Below are 20,983 nucleotides of genomic sequence, written 5' to 3' on the forward strand. Positions count from 1 at the left end.
CGACATCGTAGCGATAGTCTCGCTATGAAACTTCGGTGGCCACGAAAGCGAGTTCGGGTTTCCTGACTTATCGAGCAATCCGAAGATCGAACGTTCCACGGCCAATCGGTTGGAGTCAATTCTTGGTCGTTGCGAGCACATTGGCGACCGAGCAATGAAGTGACTTCAGTGGTCGCCTACCGCCGTATCGGCCAGCGTAAACGCCGAAACGGCTTCCTGCAATTTCATCGCATGCGTCTCAAGAGAATGCGCAGCAGTAGCTGCTTGCTCTACCAGCGCTGCATTCTGCTGCGTAACTTGATCCATCTGAACTACCGCCGTGTTTATTTGCTCGATTCCACGGCTTTGCTCTTCTGAGGCAACGGCGATCTCATCAACAATCCCTGCAACACGCCGTGCATTCGACTGCATCTTATCCATTGCCGAACTTACTTCCAGCGCGTGTCGCGTACTCTCATGGACCGTTGAGACCGAGGACGCGATCACTTCGTTGATCTCCCTTGCTGCCAGCGTACTCCGCTGGGCGAGTACGCGCACTTCTGCTGCTACAACCGAAAATCCTCTGCCTTGTTCGCCCGCGCGAGCTGCTTCCACTGCCGCGTTGAGTGCAAGAATATTCGTCTGAAATGCAATCGATTCGATAACACTCGTGATTTCGGATACCTTCTTTGAAGTGCTATCGATACGTTCGATTGCGTCCAGCATGACTCTAACAACCTGACCAGCCGCGTCGGCCATGACGTGCGCGTCTGATGCAAGGCCATTTGCTGTTCGTGCGCTGTCTGTGTTGCGTTTTACCGTCTCTGTCAATTGAAGCATGCTCGCGGCAGTTTCCTGTAGTGAAGCAGCTTGTTGCTCAGTACGTGCGGATAGATCGAGATTACCGAAGGCTATTTCTTTAGCGGCCGTAGATACGGAATTCGACGAGACATGAACAACGGCCATCGCCTCTTCAACCCGCCGCATTAGCTTGTCGAAGGCAATCGCCGCGCGACCGAATTCGTCGGCTCGTGGACTAGCTGAACGTCTGGACAAATCCAGCGTTGTCGCGACTTCCTCAAATTTATGAGCCATGCGTAGCAGGCCACCGCAGACCACGCGATGGAGATGAACCGAGAAGTACACCGCAAACACTGCTCCTGTCGATGCGACCGCGATTATAATGCCCAGCCAAAGTTGGGGGGGCGACTGTGAGCCGGCATCAAGCTTCTGAGCCGCCAGTGCCGCGAGAACCGCACAAATTGCTAGTATCGCTGCCAAGAGGCCGAACGTAAGAAGCAGTTTGAATTTGATTGTCACAATTTTCTTTTTCATCAGTGCTCTCTCATTATTATCTCGTGAACTAACAGACTTATAGCGGGTGAAAAAAGTAGTTTCGATTAGGTGCGACCGCAATTAATAATATTTCATGTCGGCTCGCTAGCGATCACTGATAAATAGTCTCGTGCACGTTCCACGTGCGCGACTGCCATCCTATATGTAGTGGTGAGCGCTAGACTTTGTTCGCTTCGAGGGTTTCATCGATAATTGGTTTGTCCGCGGATTCAATCGATGTCTGCAGCGCAGATTTCTATCGTTCGTCGGATGCATGTATGAAACCCAAGACATTTTGTTTGATGGAATGATTTTCACGAGATCGTTCGATGCGAGTCGCGACGGTACCGATTAATAACAGCGCCGCGATCTCTATGCAGTCACCAGCGAGCCGAATCGGCCAATCCGTCGCCAAGTGCAATGTTCGAGTGACGAGTTGAAGACCGACGTCTGCAAATATTGAGACAATGGTGCCACCGACAAAACAAGCTAGGCCCTGACGCCCCGCTATAACGACAGGCCATAGTCTTTCCGCGAGCAGGCGAATCCATCCGAGTCGCACCGCTTGCGCGCAGAGCCACGCGATCGACAGAAAGCTCACAATCCGCACGCTCGCGAGATTCTGCTTCATGTACCCGGGAGAAGCGTGCGCATCTATGCACAGCTTGATAAACGCGATGACTAGCGCAACGCCAATCGCGATCTTCGTCACTTGTCTGCCCCGAAACGATGCGTGGAATTCCTGAGAAACGGGGTGTAGGCGGGACAGTTTGCCTAAAGTGAACATTAGTTGCCACGCGAAGGGATTGAACGGCCAACCTTCGCCGGTCGAGCTGGGCAATCCGGTACCGAGCCACGGGGCGGCGAGCCAAACTGCGAGGCTGGCAAAAAGAGCAACTGAGGGTGACCGCCGGAATAATGGTACTGTGAACGGTACGCCGAACGCGAACAGCACGTACATTGGAAGCACGGCAGACAGGAAAGGTTGCTGACGAAAAAGTGCGAAGTCGAGCAACGTCCGTACCGGATGTGCGGCAAACATCGGCCACGTCTGATGGATTGCGGCTAACGGCACATTGACGAATCTCAGAGCCGCGCTGCAAGCGAGCATCAGTGCTGCCGTGATCAGGTAGGCGCGGTAGATGTCGCAGGCGCGCTTTAGGAAGCGTCGACGCGCAACAAGTTTGCCTCGGCGTGTGGCAACACCGACGTATGCAGCCGCCGAGGCATAACCACCCAGAAAGACGAAAACCTCAGCTGCGTCGCAATACGCGTAGGTATGCAACGTGACATGTCGAAGGACGCCGCTCGTGTTGTGATCGAGGGCTATAACGAGTAAAGCGACACCTCTAAAAAAATCTACCTCGACAGAACGTTCCGTAGACGAACCCATGCCCTCACCTTTTTTTGAGGAGGTGTTGTCGCTCGAGATGCGGGCTAATTTCTGGCCGCAGCAACGGTGAAAGGTGAGCCCATCGACATGGGCCAACGGATCCTGAATTCCGCAGGACACCCGCCCTTCAAGGTCGGGTTGCCTGGATGGAACCTGTGTCTCGAACACATTGGTGCACTTACTCGTCCGGTTCTTCGAGCTTCGTGTTAGAGAGGCCTGACGAGAAAGCCGGTGTCACGATCGGAAACCGCTCGGTCAGGTATGCAGTGATTGCCAAGACAGCCAGGGTGACAACGAGACGTTTCATAGGAGGGTCGAAGCTCACTGTGGCGCTGTCGTAGGCCGGCGTTCTCACCTGCGGGCGACTTGTGGCATAACAGGAACGGTGAGCGCTCTCTGTGCTGGTTCTGGCTTTGATTGAACGGCGAGCATCTTGTCTTAGTCGTGAGACTATCGTTACATCCGTGGAACGGCCAGAAGTGCTCCTCCGGCCGCCGTCGTCTCCATAAGACGCGTCGTACTCGGTGCCTTAGAACGAGTGATTTATACCAATTCGAGCGACAACTTGATGCCCGTTGGACGAGGGACCGGACAAACCAGGGATGTATGCTACGTCTAGCGGTGTACCGGTTGTGCCGCCCGAAACATTTTGATAGACGACTTGGCTGTAGACCGACGTTCGCTTCGAAAGTAAGTACTGAGCCAATGCGCCGACCTGGTTCCAATGAAGCGTCTGCTTGGCACCGCCCTGACTCAATCCGCCACGAGTGTAGGTGTACATACCGCCAAGGATGAACGCCGGTGTGAGACTGTATCTTGCGTTTACTTCGATATTGTCGAACGTGAGATGTGCGTTATCGAGTCCAAGATTGCCAACATATATTGATGAGTCGGGTTGGCCCACATTGACATGTGTATAAACTGAACCGAGCGTGACCTGCCCGATGCCGTAGTTCACGCCGATACCATAGATCTTTTGGTTCGCTGCGGAGAAGCCAATATCATCGGTAGCTATGGCGCCTCCAGGCGTCGATCCTGGGCTGGAGAGGTCTTCGTAGACGGCAGCAACGGAAAGTGACTGATACGAATAGTTCAGCCCGACGCCGTACATGCGGTTTCGGGCGAACGCGCCTGCCATATTCCCAAATCCATACATGGCAGTTGCTGAGAGACCAGCGTAAGACGGGCTTATGTATTTGACAGAGTTGCTGACGTGGAACGTGGCGTCCGTGTTGTCGTTGTCCAGCGGATGCGAGAACAGAAATCCAGCCCAGCTGCCATTGGCAGTCAATGGCCCAATCGTATCGGCAACAGTGTCAAACTGACGGCCCGCAGTCAGGGTGCCGAGACTGTCAGATTGCAGGCCAACGGAGGACTGAAAGCCAAACAGACGGCCGCCGTACAGGAGCTGACCGTTTTCCAGTGCAAAACCACTTTCGAGGTCGAAGACTGCGTGCAGCCCACCGCCCAGATCTTCGGTGCCCTTGATGCCCCAACGCGTTGTCGACAACAGGCCACCGGCAACTTGCCACGCTGAATGTCCGCCGACATTGTTCGTGTAGTTGATGCCTTCGTCGAGGATCCCGAACAAGGTGACTGAACTTTGCGCATGTGCATGCATGGAGAACATCAGGAGTGCTGCGGAGAGGACGTGGGGTTTATGTCTCTTAATCATAGTCATTGTTGAGGTGCGTTGCAGTCAGGGGCCGTTGGACCATCTCTGGCATCTTCGAGATGCGTCTAGTACTAAGCAGATGTCGTGCCATACGTGCCGAGAACCGTCGGACATAGCCAAGGAGGCCGTCTGCCGGTCGTTCCTTGAGTGCGGAAATCACAGGAGGTGGGATAAGTGCGCGTGATTCCCGTCCCATATCGCGACAGGAATCCCACTTTGGGACGAGGACTGCGAGGTGTTTGGACTGCCCGCTAGCGCGAGGCTAGTGAACCGAAACTAAGATCCGCTCAATTGATGACGAGAAATAGCAGAACTAAGCTAGACCGCTGGAAGGGTATCCCTGACTTTCGAGCCATTGCTGAACTCGCACAGCATCCTCCGACGGGAGTGTCGAGAGGACCTGATGAGCGCTTTTATAGCGAAGAGCATTGACAATTGGTGCAAGCGGAACACCATGCAGATGCCAAATGCCAAGAGGCTGGTCGGGGCAGGTGACTACTTCCGCTTCGGATATCAAGTGGCCGTCTAGTACCGGCGCCTTTTGTATCTTTAGCTTGCTGAAGTCACGCGGATGGTGAGCGGGCTGGTTATCGGGCCACACGCTTCGTGTGCGCCAGAATTGTCGGTCTGGCCACTGCTGCTCGAGCGCATAAAAATCTCGTCCAACTCGTGCGAATCGTCCGAACAACTCAGCAATACGGCGCTGATGAAACCGCAATGCGAGTGCCGCGCGATCGGGATGAGCGAGCAGCGTATTGATGACGGCTGGCGCCTGTAGGGCGGACGACAGCGATTGGAAGATGCCGTTTCCAGAGAGAGGGTCCACAGCCATCGCCGCGTCGCCGACACGCAACCATGTTTCCCCGCCGGTTTCGTCGCTCAAGACAGCGCTGCTACTTCTGGCGTATACGCGCACTTCGCTGTCGTGTCTGTCAAAAAATCTTCGGGCAAGATCGGTCTCCCGCATGGAGGCGCACCAAGCTGCGAGCGCGTCTCGCGCCGGGAGCGTTGTGCTCGCGATGTCGAGGGTGACTTGCCAGTAACAGCGGCCGTCCGGTAGTTTGGCCATCCACGCCCAACCATCCGGGAGGCTTTCAATTGCCGATGCCGGATTCCCAGGCCGGCCTTGCCAGATGTTCAACAGACTTAGTGATTGCGGGCCGCGCGAAGCGTTTCGAGAAATTGGTGCACGACGGCCGCGTGCTTCCACCAAAAATGTTGCATCAAGTGTTTCGATACCCGCCGGTGTGTTGATGCAGATGGAATATCTCTCCCCGACTTGACGCACTTCGCGGACTGTTGCCTCATGAATCTCGATTCCGGCCGCTGTCATATCATCGCGCAACGCATCGTCAAAGCGGCGTCGGTCAATCAAATATTCGTGATTCAGTTCGCGCTCCTCGCCGTTCCAGCATGTCGTGCGACCACACGGCGGTAGCGCACATGCCGCCGCTCGTCGAAGACCGGCGTGTTGCAGTCCTTGCAGCACGCGAGCGGATACGCCCTCAACGGCATCGAAGCGACGTCTTTCTCCTACGACCGCCACGCTGTAGCCTAGCTGGGCTAGTCCAATGGCGACTGTAGCCCCTGCAGGGCCGGCGCCGAGCACGACAATACGCGGTACGGTCATGATGAGAGTGCTCTCCGCTCCCTGCCGATGAACGAGGCATTCGCGCGGAGATAGGCGAGCAGATCGGCGCGATCCGCATCTCGATGTTGTCCGAGCCACCGCGCGGCGTGTCCGCTAAGAGCTGCACACGCTATGCTGGCGCCGGCGGGCGATCCAGCCGCCTCGATCGAGACGATTGCACCGAAGTCTGCCTGCTCGCTGTCGAGCGACGACCACTGACATGGCGAGCAGCGCGCGTCACCGGTGACTTTTATGACCTCGGGGTAGCTGGCTGGAAACACGGGATTTCCTCTCGCCGGACTGGCTGCAAATATGATGATCCCTTGAGCGATTGCGCTGGCACAGGCGTCGCGCAGCGCTGTCCGATCTGTGCGCACACCGAGACTCAGGTTAATGATGCGCACGCGCTGAACCACGAGCCACTGGATCGCATGAGCTATCTGCGCCGCGCTTGTCACACTGCGCGAATGAAAGACTTGCGCGATGTGCAGACGTGCGTTTGGTGCGGCTGCGGCGATAGCAGCACATATGGCGGTGCCGTGTCCAATGCGATCCCGCTCCGCGGGGCCGTAGCGCAGCCTATCCTCGGTTTCGAACCAGAAGCGCACTGCAGCATCAACCTGCGGTGCCAAAGCATCGGAGCAGCCACTATCGACGACTCCGACGCTAACATTATTCGCGAAGCCGGGTGCGCTAGCACTCATTGCTTGGACTCCGGGAAGTACGACTCACGATGCGACCGTTGGATAGCTCGAAATGCAGGTCTGCACCAGCGAGCGTCGATGCACGATGACTGATGAGGATTCGAGTACGGTCACCGAAAAGTACGTCGATCTGCGCGATGATTTGCCGTTCCGTCATTTCGTCGACAGCGGAAGTTGCTTCGTCGAGCACTAGGACCGCTGGGTCCTGTAAAAGTGCACGGGCTATGGCAATCCGTTGCTTCTGACCGCCGGATAGCTGCTGACCGCGTTCACCCACTGGCGCGTAGAGTCCGCCCGGTAGCGAACTGATTAGTTCGTCAAGCTGTGCCGCACGCGCCGCGCGCACGATCTCTTCGTGTCCCGCCATCGGAAAGGCATAGCGTATGTTATCTGCGAGGCTTCCACGAAAGAGGACGATATCCTGACTTACAACGGCGATGCGTCGTCGCAAGGCGTCAATGCTGACGAGGCGTAAGTCGACCCCGTCGAAATGAATGCTGCCTTGCTGGGGATCATAGAAGCGTTGGAGGAGATCAATCAGTGTCGATTTCCCACTTCCCGACACGCCGGACAACGCAACTTTGGCGCCGCGCGGGACGCGCATGGTGGCACCTTGAAGAATCGGCCCCTCTCGTGCATCGTGCGCGAACCAGACATTGTTGAATTCGACGTCGCCACGCGTGGGAATACTGCGGGTCACGATTGCCTGTTGTACGGAAACGGGCGCGTGTTGCAACTCGGTGACGCGTCCGAGGCTTACCGTCATTCGCTGCAGGGCAACGTACAGACCCAGAAGACTCCGTACAGGACCAATGGCCATACCTAGATAGCTCGAAAACGCTATTAGTGAGCCTAGTTGCCAAGTTCCCTGAATTACCCAATAACCGCCAAGAACAAACGCGGCCGCGCGGGTGATCGAGGTGAGCGTTGCGGGAACCGACTGAGTGACAAATTCGGTCACCTGAAGCTTGAGCAGCTTCCCCAAGTAGTGCTCGCCAAGCTCGTCGAGACGGCGTACTTCCAGAGACTCTTGCCCCGCGGATTGAATGAACTTCATTGCGGGGAGTGTCTCGACGAGGAACGCCGATACATCTGCGGCGCTCTCGCGCACTGTGCGCGCACCTCCCTCAACCTTTCGTCGCATCATACGAAGCCACACAACTTCGAGAGGGATCAGGACTAGCGCGACCAGCGAAAGCTTCCAGGACAGCGTAACCAGAAGTGTAAGTGTGCCGACGAGACCGATTACGTTGGAGACCGCCGAAAACAGTCCGTCAAGGGCAAAACGCTGAATCTCGGCGACGTCGCCATCGAGGCGCGATAGCAAATCGCCGATCCGCCGCTCTGCATAGAACGATGGTGACAGGCGCTGGAGGTGTGCATAGACCGCGGTGCGCAACGAGAAAAGAACGCGACCGGATAACCGTGTATAGACGTATCGATTAAATCCGCCTAGTAGCGTGCCGACGAGTCCGACTCCAACCATTGCGAGCGAAAAGCCAATGAGCGCGGAAGTATTCCTGCTCACCAGACCGCGGTCGATGAGCTCCTTGGTTAGCCACGGCTGCGCGATGGCCAGCAGTGATGCGCACGCGGATAGCGCTAGCAACCCCGCTATCGCGAGCCGGTGTGGTCGCACGAAGCTGTAAAGCCAGCCTAATGAGCGTGCTAACTGTGCCCGGTCGTCAGTTTGCACGAAGCGCAGAATGAAACTCAACATGGACCTAGCTACGTTGGCGCCGAAGAGCGTTGCCGCAATTCGAAGTGTTGGGAGGAATTTAGGTAAGAATAGACCAGAGCAAAGAACAAGTCATTCAGGCCCAGACGTTGACCTGATCTGTGAACTCTTGCATTTACGCGGCCGAAGCGCGACGTCTGACTTTCGGTCTTGTCAGACTTGCTCAGGGCGCAAGGTATATCCATCTAGTGAAACATGCTCTGAAATAAGTGCTTCGCAGCGGTTCTCAGTATCTTTTTCGATACCAGCCGAGGAGTCGACGGGAGAATCTCCCGCCGGGTACGGAGGCTGTCGGCGTTGCAGCCGAATCAACCTATTGGGTATCGCGACTGGCGCGCTGGAACATCGCGTGGATGATCAAGCACGTTTGTTGTAAGCGCTGCACCAGCCTTTCCCAGACACTCGCTTGACGGCGAAGAGGGGGCAAGCAGCTGCTGGGTCTGTGGGCTTTCCTTGATAGAAGCTGCAGTTCCCGCAGTCTTGCCCGGCCTCATATCGGGGGTATTGTGCTTTTTCAACGTTCGCAGCGTTAATGCGATATCCCAGTCCCTTTGCAGCGGGGTCGTTCTCATCCAGCATCGGCGCCTCTGCCTGCGCAGTGCGGGCAAGGGCTAGTGCCGATACAGTGCCGGCAACTGCGATGACAAAGCTGCGTCGGGAGCGATTCAGTTGATGCTTCATGGGGATTGCTAGTCTCAAAGTATTGATGAATGAATCAGGTCGCGCTGTCTGTCCGATCGGTGGGAATTGCATAGGCCGTTCCGACGATCTTCGCCCGACCACCAACCCCACCCGATGCAGGATCGGACACTTGAGCCACTCTCAGTGGCGCCGCTTGACCAAGCGCACGACATGCGTGCGAGACGCGCCGCCCGCACATCGGTTAAACGCCTGCAGAAGCCACCGGCAGAGCAGCCAGGAGGGTACCCGCGGCGTATAGACCGTACGAGCAGAGCGCGCATGGTCCGTCAATACATAAGCACATCGCATGCCAGCTCAAGGTTTTTTGTCCCTTTGAGTTCTGCGAGGTTTCCCATCCTTTTGCCTGCGAGCCTTCCGACGCATTATCAGGCAATGTCGTTGACGCTCAAGGTCGACCCTCAGTCCCATATTGGGAATTCTCGCGGGACGGGAATGGGACGCGAGAACAAGAGCCCGTGTCAGCTCTCAGGGATACGGCGTTGATGCGGTTTCAAGCAAAAAATTGAATAGGGATTTCCCCGGAATATTTGAGGCGCAGGCCCGCGTTTTAGCGCGATTTTTGAATGCGCGCGGGGCTCTCTCCAGTTGGCATGGAACCTGCTTATTGCGATGGTCCCACGCCAGTTCCCCTCGATCCTCGGCGAATTAAGACCCCTCTCAAAGGAGCAGCGCTTTGTTAAAAACGTTCATTCGACGCAGCAGGTTGATGGGCATCATGGCGGCAGCCATGCCGGTCGCGCTGGTTGCGGGTGTGGCTCATGCCCAAGCGCAACCGCCCCGCGACGCGCGAGCGATTCTGAGTCAGACCTGTGCGGCGTGTCACGCCGCAGAATCAAAGGACTCGTGGAGTCGTATCAGCCATCAGCGCAAGACCCCGGAGGGTTGGTTGCTGACAATCGGGCGAATGCAGACGATGCACGGCCTAACTATTAGCGACGAAGAGCGGCGAATTCTCGTTAAGTATTTGTCGGATACGCAAGGGCTTGCGCCATCGGAAACAAAAGATCTCCGGTATGCACCCGAGCAACGCCTGAACACCCAGGAGACCGCCGGTTCGGATGAGTTCAAGCAGATGTGCGCGCGTTGTCACTCGGCCGCACGACCATTGCTGCAGCGCCGTCCCGTACAGGAGTGGGAGCGGCTCGTGAACTTCCACGTTGGGCAATTCCCGTCGATTGAATATTCTTCGCTCGGGCGCGATCGCGACTGGTTCAATATCGCGCTGACGGACATCGCGCCGTACCTCGCGAAGAACTTTCCATACGACAGCAAAGCGTGGGACGACTGGAAGAAAAGCCAGCCGCCGGCGACTGCGCTTGCCGGTACGTGGAGCTTCAGTGGGCACATGCCTGGGAAAGGCGATGCATTTGGCTTGATGACCGTGACGGGCGGCGACAAGGATAGCTTCAAGGTGGAATTGAAGGGGCGCTTTGCAGACGGCAGTCCGTTAGTCGGTACTGGAACCGCTACCCTTTACACTGGCTACGAATGGCGCGCGAACGTTAATGTTGCGGGCGTGCCGATGCACCAGGTACTCATGGCCGGGAATGGCGAATTGAGCGGCCGCATGTATGAAGACGAGCACGACGAGCGAGGCATGGATTTCAGCGCGGCAAAGCAGGGAAAAGCGCGTGTCCTCGCCGTTCAACCAGCTTATGTGAAGGCTGGCGGTGAGGCGACGGTGACAATTGTCGGTCCGAATCTTGAGGGAACTCCGGCTTTTGGCTCAGGTGTAACGGTTACATCTGTGCTCGAGCGCACGCCTGAGTATCTGCGAGTGCGAGTCAAATCCAGCAGCGATAGCGTCGCGGGACCGCGACAGGTCTCAGTCGGTACGGCACATTCCGATGGATTCGCAGTTTATCGTGAGATCAAAGAAGTCAAAGTTTTGCCCGACTACGCAATTGCTCGGATCGGAGGCAACGGCGGTCCAATGCCGAAGGTGCAAGGGCGATTTGATGCGGAGGCTTGGGGCGTGGATTCGGCCGGCAAGCCGTTCCGGATCGGCTATATGCCGGCGCTATGGTCAGTTGCACCGTTCGACGACCAGGCGAAGAACGATAACGACGTCAAATACGCAGGCGTGATGCAGAGCGCGACTGGCATTTTCACACCGGCAAACGCTGGGCCGAACCCTGAGCGCCGCAGGTCCAACAACAATACAGGCAACCTGAAAGTCATTGCATCGGTCGCTGACGGCAGTCGTACTGTCACTGGCACTGGGCAGATGATCGTTTCAGTTCAGCGCTGGAACAATCCACCGCTGCCGTGATTTGTGATGTCTCTTTGCCGTCGGGCCGCGTCAGCGGCCCTGGCGGCATGCTCCAGGGCTTCGGTCCGATCCAAACTTAGAGATTGCTAGGAGATTCCCATGGGCGCGCTGTTGAATGTAGTCGAGCGCAATGTGCATGAAGTACGTGTCGAAGACGAGCGTCTGATGTTCCACGTGCCGAGCAGCTCACTCTTTGCTGCCGACGAGCTCACGGCGGCCATCATCGATTCATTGCGCGCTAATACTTGCACCGCTGAAGAACTATTAGATCGGCTAGGTGCATCCCCGCGTGGTGCCGTATCCGAAACGCTTAGCGAGCTGATGGCACTTGAAGTGGTTAGTGATGGTTCCCCGTTGACACCGGAGTTTGCCACCAAGCGCATCGAGCGCACCGCGATCAATACCGTCGTGCTCAACGTCAACACCGGTTGCAATCTGAGTTGTACGTACTGCTACAAGGAGGATCTCGATACGCCGTCTGCCGGACGTCGAATGGATGTCGAGACTGCGAAGGCATCGGTCGAGATGTTGCTCAAAGAGTCGCCGGATGAACCGCGATACACAGTTGTTTTCTTCGGCGGCGAGCCACTCAGTAACCGCAAGCTGATCGAGCACGTGGTCGAATATTGCGAGCTTCGTTTCCGAGCGCTCGGAAAGCAGGTTGATTTCGTAATGACGACCAACGCCACGCTTTTGACCGAGGAGATCATTGATTGGCTCGACTCTCATCGCTTCGGTCTGTCGATCAGCATTGATGGACCGCGGAAGATCCATGATTTGAATCGCCGAACTGTTGGTGGTTCGGGTACGTATGACGTCGTGCGCCGCAAGGTCGAAATGCTGCTGAAGCGCTACCGCAGCCGCCCTGTCGGCGCGCGTGTGACGTTAACAAGCGGGGTGACGGATATCGAGGGGATCTGGGATCACCTGTTTAACGAGATCGGCTTCGCGGAAGTCGGCTTTGCGCCCGTCACCTCGGGTCAGCTCGACACGTTCAATTTGGGACCCAACGAGCTCGCGGACGTCTTTGCGAATATGAAGGCGCTCGGTCGGCGCTATCTGACGGAGGCGCTCGAGAACCGCAACATCGGATTCTCGAACTTGCACCAACTGATCACGGATCTGCACGAAGGGCACAAGAAGTCGCTTCCGTGCGGCGCGGGGCTCAAGATGCTCGCAGTGGACCACAAGGGCGATCTGAACTTGTGCCATCGTTTCACAGGCTCAACATTGCCGACGTTCGGCAATGTGCGCGATGGTGTCGCACAGGAGCAACTCAATGACTTCCTGTCGCAACGCCTCGACCGCAGCGGCACAGGCTGCGATAGTTGCCGGATCCGCAACCTGTGCTCGGGCGGCTGCTATCACGAAAGCTATGCACGCTACGGCGACCCAGCGCACCCGACTTATCACTACTGCGAGCTAATGCGTGATTGGATCGATTTCGGCATCGAAGTCTATAGTCGCATCATCGCAGGCAACCCGGCATTCATCGATAACCACATTACTCCGCGGAAGGCGCACTGACATGAAACATCTAAAGCCGCTCAACAACAAGGCAAAGCAACTTGAGCAAGCCGCGCAGGAAGACCGGCTCGAAGAAGTCGTCGCGATGACGTCTGTTGCAGGGTGTACTGCTACAACCGACCCCGGCTGGGAGACAGATGCATTCGGTGGCATTGCTTCGTTGTGCCAGCCAATGGAGGCGGATCTTTACGGTTGCTCCGATCCGTGTTGGTGGCCCGCGCAGGTGCCGGACACGATGATAACTTACCCGAACTGGAACAAATCCGACTCCGTAGCCAGCGCCGACTGGCGCAAGCTCGGTAGCGTGTTTCCGAAGGGTAAGTAATCGACGCCGCACACACTGGGGAAAAATATGTCAATTAAGAAGTGTTTTGGTATCACTCTGCTATCGGCAATTCTGTCGACTGGCTCGTTGGTGAGTGTAGCTGCGACCAATAGCGCGTTGCAAAGAGGGCACGAGTACCTCGCAATTGTTGGCTATCCGAATACGCTGACTGTCGTGGACGCATCCACCGATGAGATTTTTAAGACGTGCTCGATGCCAGACGCGTTTAATCCAGGGACGGTAACGATTAGTCCAGATAAGTCACACGCATATGTTCTGAACAATCGATACGGCGATCTCTACGGCGTCGAGCTTGATACATGCAAGGTCGTGTTCCATGCGGATCTCTCGGACCGACCCGGTGAACGCGTCAAATCGATGTTCTCCATAGCTGTGAGCCCTGACGGAAAAGAGGTATACAGCGTCGTCAACCCGACCAAGCTCAATCGCGACACCTATGAAGTTCAGACTCCGCGTCTACAGGTGTATTCGACCAGTGGTGGCATGGATGCGAAGCCGATCCGAACGTTCCCGGTACCGCGCCAACTCGGGGTTATGTTCGCAGCGGATGACGGCTCTTTGTATATTGCAGGTGCCGACATCTACCGCATGGACGTGAAATCTGGGAAGCTCGACGTCGCTGTTGCGGTCCGGAACTGGAAAAGACCACTTTATGGGCAACCAGACGTATTGAACGTGTGGCCACAGCAACTACCACAACATTCGTTCGATTCTATATACACTGCTGATCGCTTCAAAGATGAGAAGAAGGCTCCAGGGACGAATGAGACGATGTATGGCTACATTGACGTCGATCTTGCGACCGGCAAGGCATCGCTGAAGGACTTTGCCCCCGTCACGGAAGTATTTTTCAGCGGTGTACGTTCTCCCACAAATCCGGATATTGTGTATGTTGTCGGAAATCGTCTCGCGAAATTCGATTCGAAGACAGAGAAGCTTGTGGGGGAAGCGCCGCTTGATCACACCTACTACGTGTTGACGCTAAATAAGTCTGGCGACAAGGTATATGTAGCAGGAGCGGCCAATTCAATTAGCGTATTCGACGCAGCGACCATGAAGAAAATCAAGGAAATCCGACTGAGCGGAGATACCGCTCAAGCTACTCCGCAAATTTTTGTCCGATAGCTTGATGGAGTAGGCTCGTACTGCGATCGCTTGTATGGCAATCGATGGTCTGGCCGCGCGGGCGGTGCGATCTCACTTGCACTATGCCCGTGCGAGCAGTGTTCGACGAACGGAAGCGCATGGCCATCGGGAGTATTTCGTCACCTTGCGCAGGGGTCACCGGAAGCGTATTCCGCGCACCGCTTCTTTACTGGTGAGAGTGCCCTCGATGGCTTGCGCGAGCCAATCTGCGATGCCCGTGTGTCATGTCGACTTCGCACCAATGTGTTGATGAGCTGCTAGCGGTGCGGCGCGGCGGTCTGATGCCGGCCGAAAGCCACAGGCGCTCGCATCGGAGTGATGGTGTCGTCGCCAATGCGCGCCTGCAGGAAGTTCAATCTCGAGAAGTAGATCGCGCAGACGCGCGATCTACATGGCAGCGCATCAGTATCCAGAGACGCAGTCCTTTACGCGATAGGCACGAAGAGTTCACACGTTAATATCATGGAACAGAACCAGGTTTATTTGCCGCCGGCGGCAGCGTGCGCCGCAGACACGGCGGCCGTGCCGCACTTTGACGACCGTGCATTTTTTCTGCGTCTCTCAATCGTAGACTGGCTGTTCGCACTTGCGCTTGTCGGTGGCGTGGGTTTCGCACTTGTGCACTACTACGCGCACATGGACGTTTACGATCGCGTGGTGATGATTGGTGCATTGCTCGCACTCGTCGCCGTTGGCTGGTATTGGAAGCCTGCGCGACTGTTGACGGCTGGCGTCGCGGTGCTGTCGTTGCTGTCAATCCATTTGTACGACGGTGATCTAAGCCGTGCGGATTCGACGTTCATCCTGCGTTATCTCCTGTCGAGTCAGTCCGCGATCCTGTGGATGAGCACATTGTTCGTTTTAGCGACCATTTTCTACTGGGTCGGCATGCTGAGCCGTTCGGAGGCGGGCGGCGCAATCGGCCAGAAAATGACTTGGGCTGCGGTGCTGAGTGGTTTTACCGGGATGATGGCGCGCTGGTACGAGTCGTATCTGATTGGTCCGGACATTGGCCACATTCCAGTATCGAACCTATACGAAGTCTTTGTGCTGTTCAGTCTAATCACCGCTTTGCTATATCTGTACTACGAAGGGTATTACGGTACCCGATTGCTCGGCGCGTTCGTGCTACTGGTGATCAGTGCGGCTGTCGGATTCCTCACGTGGTACTCGGTGACGCGCGACGCACAGCAGATTCAGCCATTGGTGCCAGCGTTGCAGAGCTGGTGGATGAAAATCCACGTACCAGCGAATTTTATCGGTTATGGAAGTTTCGCTTTGTCGGCGATGGTCAGCGTGGCGTATTTGCTGAAGTCACGCGGCGTGCTGGCCGACAGGTTGCCTGCGCTCGACGTGCTCGACGACGTAACGTATAAGTCGATCGCGGTTGGATTCATGTTCTTCACAATTGCGACGATACTCGGCGCGTTGTGGGCTGCGCAGGCGTGGGGTGGATACTGGAGCTGGGACCCGAAGGAAACCTGGGCGCTAATCGTCTGGCTCAACTATGCGGCATGGCTGCACATGCGCTTGATGAAGGGGATACGCGGGACTATCGCCGCCTGGTGGGCGCTGACAGGGCTCGTGGTCACGACGTTCGCGTTCCTCGGGGTGAACATGTTCCTGTCGGGGTTGCATAGCTACGGCAAGCTTTGATTACCCGTGAAGATTACTGCGCTTTGCTTTCAAAATGGCCTGCGCCCTGTAAACGGCGGAGCGAGCGGCCAACCGTTCCGGCGCCAGACGTTGCGAATTGGGTAGAAGCGGGGCGTATGCATCGAAGAGCGCTTGAAGATAGCTAATTGTTTCGCTGAAGCTATGTGCCCCCGCTTTGTGAGATCTTGTGTGAAGCGACGAGTCTGGACGTGCGCAGCGCGGTGAGGGCGGAAAAGTCCGATGACGCAGGCGATTTTCTACGCACATCAATCCAACGATATGGCCACAAGTCGCCCAAAATGTGGCAGCAGTTCATTCGACAAGCGCAAGGCCTGACACTCACGTCGCGCGCGGCCACGCAATCACGTGTACATCAAGCAGTTCTTAAAGCCGGCTGATAGAACGAAGCCGCGGAGCGGGTTGCGCCATAAGGCGCGCGCAAGCTCATTCGAATTTGAACGCTGTGATCGATCGAGGTCGGTTTCGGGCGCGGGATATTGAGACGCGGGAAACGGACGCATGATGCGACGCTGAGAAACTGTCGGCCGATTGGCTTTATTGGTTATTTATTTAGGAAGAGGAATATTTGTATGGCGGTACTCGGCATGTACCCGACTTTCTACGTTCCAGGCATCGGCACAGCCTGGGTAATGGGCATCATTGGTGTGATTCACGTCGTCGCGTCCCATACGTCGGTCGGTGCATCGTTTCTGTTCGCGCTGCTCGAGACACGTGCTTATCGCAAAAACGAGCCGCGACTGATGGAATTCATCAAGAAGTACGGGATTTTTCTGCTTGTGTTCTCGTACATTATCGGCTCGATCACAGGCCCCGGTATTTGGTACGCGATTACAGTTGCGAGCCCGCGCGGTGTTAGTGGCCTGATCCACAACTTCGTTTGGGTTTGGGCGACCGAGTGGGTCTACTTTACGGTGGAGGTGATTGGTGTATACGCGCTCGTCTACCTGATCGGCAAGGTCGACCCGAAGACCCACCTGAAGCTGACGTGGTCGTTCGCGCTCGCGTCGTGGGCGACGATGCTCCTGATTGTCGGGATCTTGTCGTTCATGATGTGGCCCGGCAGCGATCGTTGGTATCAGACCGGCTCGACGAGCGATGCCTTCTTTAACGTCAACTTCTTCGCTCAACTCGGCACGCGGACCGGCGCTATGTTTGTGATGGCGTCTGTTGTCGGCCTGCTAGTAGCGAGCCGAGTGAGTGACCGCGAGCTACGCCGCGGCGTCGTACGCCTGATTGCCCCCGTCGGGCTTGTCGGTGGATTCGTTGCCGTGCTGATGTTCCTGTATTACCTGCGCACACTGCCGAATAACGCCATCGTGATGCTCAACGCGAATCTGCTGCCAGTCTATGGCAAGGAGATGATCTGCGTGTTCGTCGTCGCTACGCTGTGGCTGTTGTTCGCGTGGTGGCGCCCGCAGAAGGTCTATACGTCACTTGCGGTGACGATGTTCCTGTTTATCGCGGTGTTTGGCGTCTGGCCCGAGGAGCGCATGCGCGAATCGATGCGCAAGCCGTACGTGGTCGGTCAGTATATCTACGGGAACCAGGTGATCGCGCGTGATGTGCCGGCCAAGGGGATCAAGTCGGAGGTCGACTCGATCGCCGCGCACGGCTTGTTGAAGCTTAACCCGTTCGTGCCGGACGGCCTGCGCTCAGTGACCGACGCGAACGAACTTGAGGTAGGCCGTCTGTTGACAAAGATGGCCTGTGCGAATTGTCACTCGCTAGAGCCTGGCGGCCCGCTGCGAAATCTACCCGGCAAGCTTCACTACTCGCACGATGCGGACATGATCGCTGCCTTCATGCAAGGCCCGCTGAAACACGGCACACAGCCATACATGCCGCGCATCGATCTGCCCGATGACGAGATCCGCGCGATCGCAAGCTACCTCGCGGCGGTGAATGCCGGCAAGAACGTGAACCAACTGATTGAACAGCAACGAATGTCGATCGTACTAGCATCGACAAGGAAGTAAGGCCATGGATATCGGAGTTGTAATGAATGCGATGCGCGATCCTGCCGGGCTTCCCGCGCAGCCGGTCGTGTTTCAGGTGCTGATGGTGACTACGTGGGTGCTGCATATCGCATTCGTGCATCTCGCGCTCGGCAGCGCGGGGCTCGCTATTATCGCGTTTCACCGCCGCGGCGCCGGCCCGTATTGGGAGCGATTGTCGTTCGGGTTGACCAAGGTTACGAAGGTCGCAGTGTCGCTACTGATCGTGCTCGGGGTCGGGCCGCTGCTGTTTACGCAAGTGATCTACGACCCACAGTGGTATACGTCGAACGTACTGTCCGGGCGTTGGGCGATTGCATTCATCTTTACCCTCATCGTCGGCTACTGTTGCTGGTTCGCGTTCTACCAAGTCAATCACGCGGGTGCGAAGAAGCGCATCGGCCTTTACGCATGGAGTGCGCTTGCGCTGTTCTTTCTTGACGGCCTCATCATGCACGCACTGTCCTATCAGGAACTGCTGCCGCAGCAATGGACTCAGTGGTACGCGCCGGCTGGGGATGTGGATACGCGTGGAGCTTCGCTACACGCGATCGAATGGGCGCGCTACATGTTCATCATGGGCCTGTCGGTGCCGGGCGTCGGCGTTTTCCTGCTCGTCTACGCGCAATACTTCTCCGGTCGTACTGATCGTGAAGCGGCATATCTTGCATTCGCACGTGGACTCGGCCAACGTATAGCTCAATGGGGATTCGCGCTGTCGGTCCCGACACTGCTTGCATGGCAAGCTGACCTGCCGCACGCGAGCGGGCTCGCACTACATCCGGTTGGATGGCTCCTCGTCGCTGGTCTAGTCGCGATGGCGTGGTGGATGCATCGCCTCAACCCAGCAACGCATGGTTACCTGCCGGCCGTCGCGAGCATTGCGTTGCTCGGATTGCTCTCGGTCTGGCGCGAAATCATCCGCACTGCCTATCTTCGGCCATTTGGCTATGACGTATACACCTATCCCGTGCACTTCGACTGGCCGTCGACTTTTCTATTCTTCATAACGCTCACGGGCATCGGTGGGTTCGTTGGCGGCTTCTATCTGTTGCTGCTGTACCGTTCGGGCCGGGTCCAAAATTGCTACACGGCCGAGCGCCCGGTCGCGCGCCTTGGCACCGGAGCGCTCGCGGCGCTCGGACTCTGGATCGCCGTGTTCCTCGCCTACGGTATTGCGATCTCGTATCGCGACGGCTTCATCTGATTCGCGGTAAATGCTGCAGAAATTACTCTCATGAAATCGACTTTTCTTGCTGGTCTCACGCTGCTGCTTACTCACCACGCCGTACACGCGCAGGCTGTCGACCCGGCGCCAGATGTCAATGCCGGTGCGCGGCGCGCGGCCGTCTGCTTCGCCTGCCACAACGCAAACGGAATTGCGAGGTTGCCGGGCGTGCCGAACCTCGCGGGTCAGCACTCCGACTATCTGGAAATTGCATTGCACGCGTACCGGGATGGGCAAACGCGACAGAGCCCAACGATGAATGCGATGGCAAAGCCACTGTCGGACCGAGACATCGTCAACATCGCCGCGTATTTCGGTCGCTTGCCGCGCGACGCTGAATGAGTTGCACCATAAGGGCTTGGATCAACTTATCTCTCACCTAAATCTGCTGCTGGCGGCTCGGTCTATGCGATATCCCGTTGCCAACCCGCATGCAATACCCGAGTGATATGGAAATCTGTTATCCAAAGTATTGGACGCTGTTACCGGACGAGGCGTATAAAGCAACTCAACGAACTTCACCATTGCGGTTTGCGCCACGGCTCGAGTGGCGATTGAACGCGTAGGAACTTTCCTTCTCGATTCGCTAAAAATTCCCCCGCGCATGATTCCGGGACAGTGGGCGTAACCCCAGTCATTTTCGATTACGAAGTGGAGACTGTAACTATGAATGTCAAAGTATTCAGAACAAAGGAAGTACAGGATCTTTTGAAGGCCGCAGTCAATATTGACGATTTGAGCGGAAATCCCCGGCTCAAGGAGATTCTTAATCGTTTGCTGGGCGATCTCTTCAAAGCCATTGATGATCTCGATATCACGCCCGATGAGGTCTGGGTCGGAGTCAACTATCTGAACAAGCTCGGCCAGGATGGAGAAGCTGCTCTTCTTGCCGCCGGCTTGGGTCTGGAGAAGTATCTCGACATCCGCATGGACGCCGAGGACAGGGAGATAGGTATCGATGGCTGCACGCCGCGTACCATTGAGGGACCGCTTTATGTGGCTGGCGCGCCCTTGCGCGATGGCGTATCGAAGATTGACATCAATGCTGACACAGATGCGGGCCCGCTTGTTATCCACGGTACTGTCACGGGACCAAGCGGTGAGCCAGTTGCAGGGGCAGTCGTCGAATGTTGGCACGCCAATTCGAAGGGTTTCTACTCGCATTTCGACCCGACGGGTGCCCAGAGCGAGTTCAACCTGCGCGGCGCAGCTAGAACCGGTGCCGACGGCAAGTACGAATTCCGCACGCTTATGCCGGTGGGTTACGGCTGCCCGCCGCACGGCGCTACGCAGCAGTTGTTGAACGAGCTTGCCCGCCATGGAAATCGTCCGGCGCACGTGCACTTTTTCGTCACGAGTGCGCATCACCGCAAGCTGACGACGCAATTCAACATCGAAGGTGATCCGCTAATCTGGGACGACTTCGCGTACGCCACCCGTGAGGAGCTAATTCCGCAGGTGGTCGAGAAGACTGGAGGTGCGGCGTTGGGCCTGAAGGCCGAAACGTACAAGGATATCGAGTTCAACTTTGTTCTAACGCCGCTGGTGCAGGGAAAGGATAACCAGCTCGTCCATCGCCTTCGGGCTTCCGCCGCGGCGTAACAGCCCGATCTGGCGGCGGTGGGTAAGCACCTCCG

At 56.7% G+C, this 20,983-nt stretch carries 16 protein-coding genes; 9 read left to right on the forward strand and 7 right to left on the reverse strand.

Annotation, left to right across the window (positions count from 1 at the left end; genetic code table 11):
• Positions 1-165 precede the first annotated feature (165 nt).
• From U5A52_RS32685 to U5A52_RS32715, 7 genes are all read right to left on the reverse strand, one after another.
• Positions 166-1,314, reverse strand: a complete 1,149-nt coding sequence (locus U5A52_RS32685) for a methyl-accepting chemotaxis protein (RefSeq protein ID WP_321938020.1) — start codon at positions 1,312-1,314, stop codon at positions 166-168.
• 256 nt (positions 1,315-1,570) lie between these two features.
• On the reverse strand, positions 1,571-2,803 hold the full coding sequence (locus tag U5A52_RS32690) for an OpgC domain-containing protein (protein ID WP_321938022.1): 1,233 nt from the start codon (positions 2,801-2,803) through the stop codon (positions 1,571-1,573).
• 433 nt (positions 2,804-3,236) lie between these two features.
• Entirely contained in the window at positions 3,237-4,388 is a 1,152-nt protein-coding gene (locus tag U5A52_RS32695; RefSeq protein ID WP_415774086.1) for a porin, read from the reverse strand.
• A 307-nt stretch (positions 4,389-4,695) separates the two neighbouring features.
• Complete coding sequence (locus U5A52_RS32700) at positions 4,696-6,012, reverse strand: NAD(P)/FAD-dependent oxidoreductase (RefSeq protein WP_321938023.1); 1,317 nt, start codon at positions 6,010-6,012, stop codon at positions 4,696-4,698.
• Positions 6,009-6,716 (reverse strand): S8 family serine peptidase, encoded by a 708-nt coding sequence (locus tag U5A52_RS32705; protein ID WP_321938025.1) that lies wholly within the window; start codon positions 6,714-6,716, stop codon positions 6,009-6,011. Before U5A52_RS32705 ends, U5A52_RS32700 begins: the two co-directional genes overlap by 4 nt.
• Entirely contained in the window at positions 6,706-8,436 is a 1,731-nt protein-coding gene (locus tag U5A52_RS32710) for an ABC transporter ATP-binding protein (protein WP_321938027.1), read from the reverse strand. The genes U5A52_RS32705 and U5A52_RS32710 overlap by 11 nt, the downstream gene beginning before the upstream one ends.
• A 375-nt stretch (positions 8,437-8,811) precedes the next feature.
• On the reverse strand, positions 8,812-9,123 hold the full coding sequence (locus tag U5A52_RS32715; protein ID WP_321938096.1) for a high-potential iron-sulfur protein: 312 nt from the start codon (positions 9,121-9,123) through the stop codon (positions 8,812-8,814).
• 706 nt (positions 9,124-9,829) lie between these two features.
• Between U5A52_RS32715 and peaA the strand changes: the two genes are divergently transcribed.
• The 9 genes from peaA (at position 9,830) to catA (ending at position 20,948) form a co-directional block, all read left to right on the forward strand.
• Positions 9,830-11,428, forward strand: a complete 1,599-nt coding sequence (peaA, locus tag U5A52_RS32720) for a quinohemoprotein amine dehydrogenase subunit alpha (RefSeq protein WP_321938029.1) — start codon at positions 9,830-9,832, stop codon at positions 11,426-11,428.
• Between the two features lie 99 nt (positions 11,429-11,527).
• Positions 11,528-12,955: a quinohemoprotein amine dehydrogenase maturation protein gene (gene peaB / locus U5A52_RS32725; RefSeq protein WP_321938031.1), complete on the forward strand. Its 1,428-nt coding sequence runs from the start codon at positions 11,528-11,530 to the stop codon at positions 12,953-12,955.
• Position 12,956: 1 nt separating this feature from the next.
• Positions 12,957-13,280 carry a quinohemoprotein amine dehydrogenase subunit gamma gene (qhpC, locus tag U5A52_RS32730; RefSeq protein WP_321889423.1) on the forward strand — a complete coding sequence of 108 codons (324 nt, stop codon included), beginning with the start codon at positions 12,957-12,959 and terminating at the stop codon, positions 13,278-13,280.
• Positions 13,281-13,307: 27 nt separating this feature from the next.
• Positions 13,308-14,426, forward strand: coding sequence for a quinohemoprotein amine dehydrogenase subunit beta (peaD, locus tag U5A52_RS32735; protein WP_321938033.1), 1,119 nt, complete (start codon positions 13,308-13,310; stop codon positions 14,424-14,426).
• A 483-nt stretch (positions 14,427-14,909) separates the two neighbouring features.
• Complete coding sequence (ccsB, locus tag U5A52_RS32740) at positions 14,910-16,103, forward strand: c-type cytochrome biogenesis protein CcsB (protein ID WP_321938035.1); 1,194 nt, start codon at positions 14,910-14,912, stop codon at positions 16,101-16,103.
• A 590-nt stretch (positions 16,104-16,693) separates the two neighbouring features.
• The gene (locus U5A52_RS32745) at positions 16,694-18,100 is read left to right on the forward strand and encodes a cytochrome ubiquinol oxidase subunit I (protein ID WP_321938036.1); all 1,407 of its coding nucleotides are present in this window, start codon (positions 16,694-16,696) and stop codon (positions 18,098-18,100) included.
• 4 nt (positions 18,101-18,104) lie between these two features.
• Complete coding sequence (locus tag U5A52_RS32750; protein WP_321938038.1) at positions 18,105-19,325, forward strand: hypothetical protein; 1,221 nt, start codon at positions 18,105-18,107, stop codon at positions 19,323-19,325.
• 30 nt (positions 19,326-19,355) lie between these two features.
• Complete coding sequence (locus U5A52_RS32755) at positions 19,356-19,688, forward strand: cytochrome c (RefSeq protein WP_321938040.1); 333 nt, start codon at positions 19,356-19,358, stop codon at positions 19,686-19,688.
• Between the two features lie 324 nt (positions 19,689-20,012).
• The gene (gene catA, locus U5A52_RS32760; RefSeq protein WP_321938042.1) at positions 20,013-20,948 is read left to right on the forward strand and encodes a catechol 1,2-dioxygenase; all 936 of its coding nucleotides are present in this window, start codon (positions 20,013-20,015) and stop codon (positions 20,946-20,948) included.
• The last annotated feature ends 35 nt before the right edge of the window (positions 20,949-20,983 follow it).

It is taken from the genome of Paraburkholderia sp. J8-2, assembly GCF_905220195.1.
Classification (GTDB): domain Bacteria; phylum Pseudomonadota; class Gammaproteobacteria; order Burkholderiales; family Burkholderiaceae; genus Paraburkholderia.

Coding starts and splice junctions, on each gene's coding strand:
- U5A52_RS32695 (WP_415774086.1), bottom strand. CDS start 4,388: ATGACTATGATTAAGAGACATAAACCCCACGTCCTCTCCGCAGCACTC.
- catA (WP_321938042.1), top strand. CDS start 20,013: ATGAATGTCAAAGTATTCAGAACAAAGGAAGTACAGGATCTTTTGAAG.
- U5A52_RS32685 (WP_321938020.1), bottom strand. CDS start 1,314: ATGAAAAAGAAAATTGTGACAATCAAATTCAAACTGCTTCTTACGTTC.
- qhpC (WP_321889423.1), top strand. CDS start 12,957: ATGAAACATCTAAAGCCGCTCAACAACAAGGCAAAGCAACTTGAGCAA.
- U5A52_RS32750 (WP_321938038.1), top strand. CDS start 18,105: ATGGATATCGGAGTTGTAATGAATGCGATGCGCGATCCTGCCGGGCTT.
- U5A52_RS32705 (WP_321938025.1), bottom strand. CDS start 6,716: ATGAGTGCTAGCGCACCCGGCTTCGCGAATAATGTTAGCGTCGGAGTC.
- U5A52_RS32700 (WP_321938023.1), bottom strand. CDS start 6,012: ATGACCGTACCGCGTATTGTCGTGCTCGGCGCCGGCCCTGCAGGGGCT.
- U5A52_RS32745 (WP_321938036.1), top strand. CDS start 16,694: ATGGCGGTACTCGGCATGTACCCGACTTTCTACGTTCCAGGCATCGGC.
- peaB (WP_321938031.1), top strand. CDS start 11,528: ATGGGCGCGCTGTTGAATGTAGTCGAGCGCAATGTGCATGAAGTACGT.
- peaD (WP_321938033.1), top strand. CDS start 13,308: ATGTCAATTAAGAAGTGTTTTGGTATCACTCTGCTATCGGCAATTCTG.
- U5A52_RS32755 (WP_321938040.1), top strand. CDS start 19,356: ATGAAATCGACTTTTCTTGCTGGTCTCACGCTGCTGCTTACTCACCAC.
- U5A52_RS32710 (WP_321938027.1), bottom strand. CDS start 8,436: ATGTTGAGTTTCATTCTGCGCTTCGTGCAAACTGACGACCGGGCACAG.
- ccsB (WP_321938035.1), top strand. CDS start 14,910: ATGGAACAGAACCAGGTTTATTTGCCGCCGGCGGCAGCGTGCGCCGCA.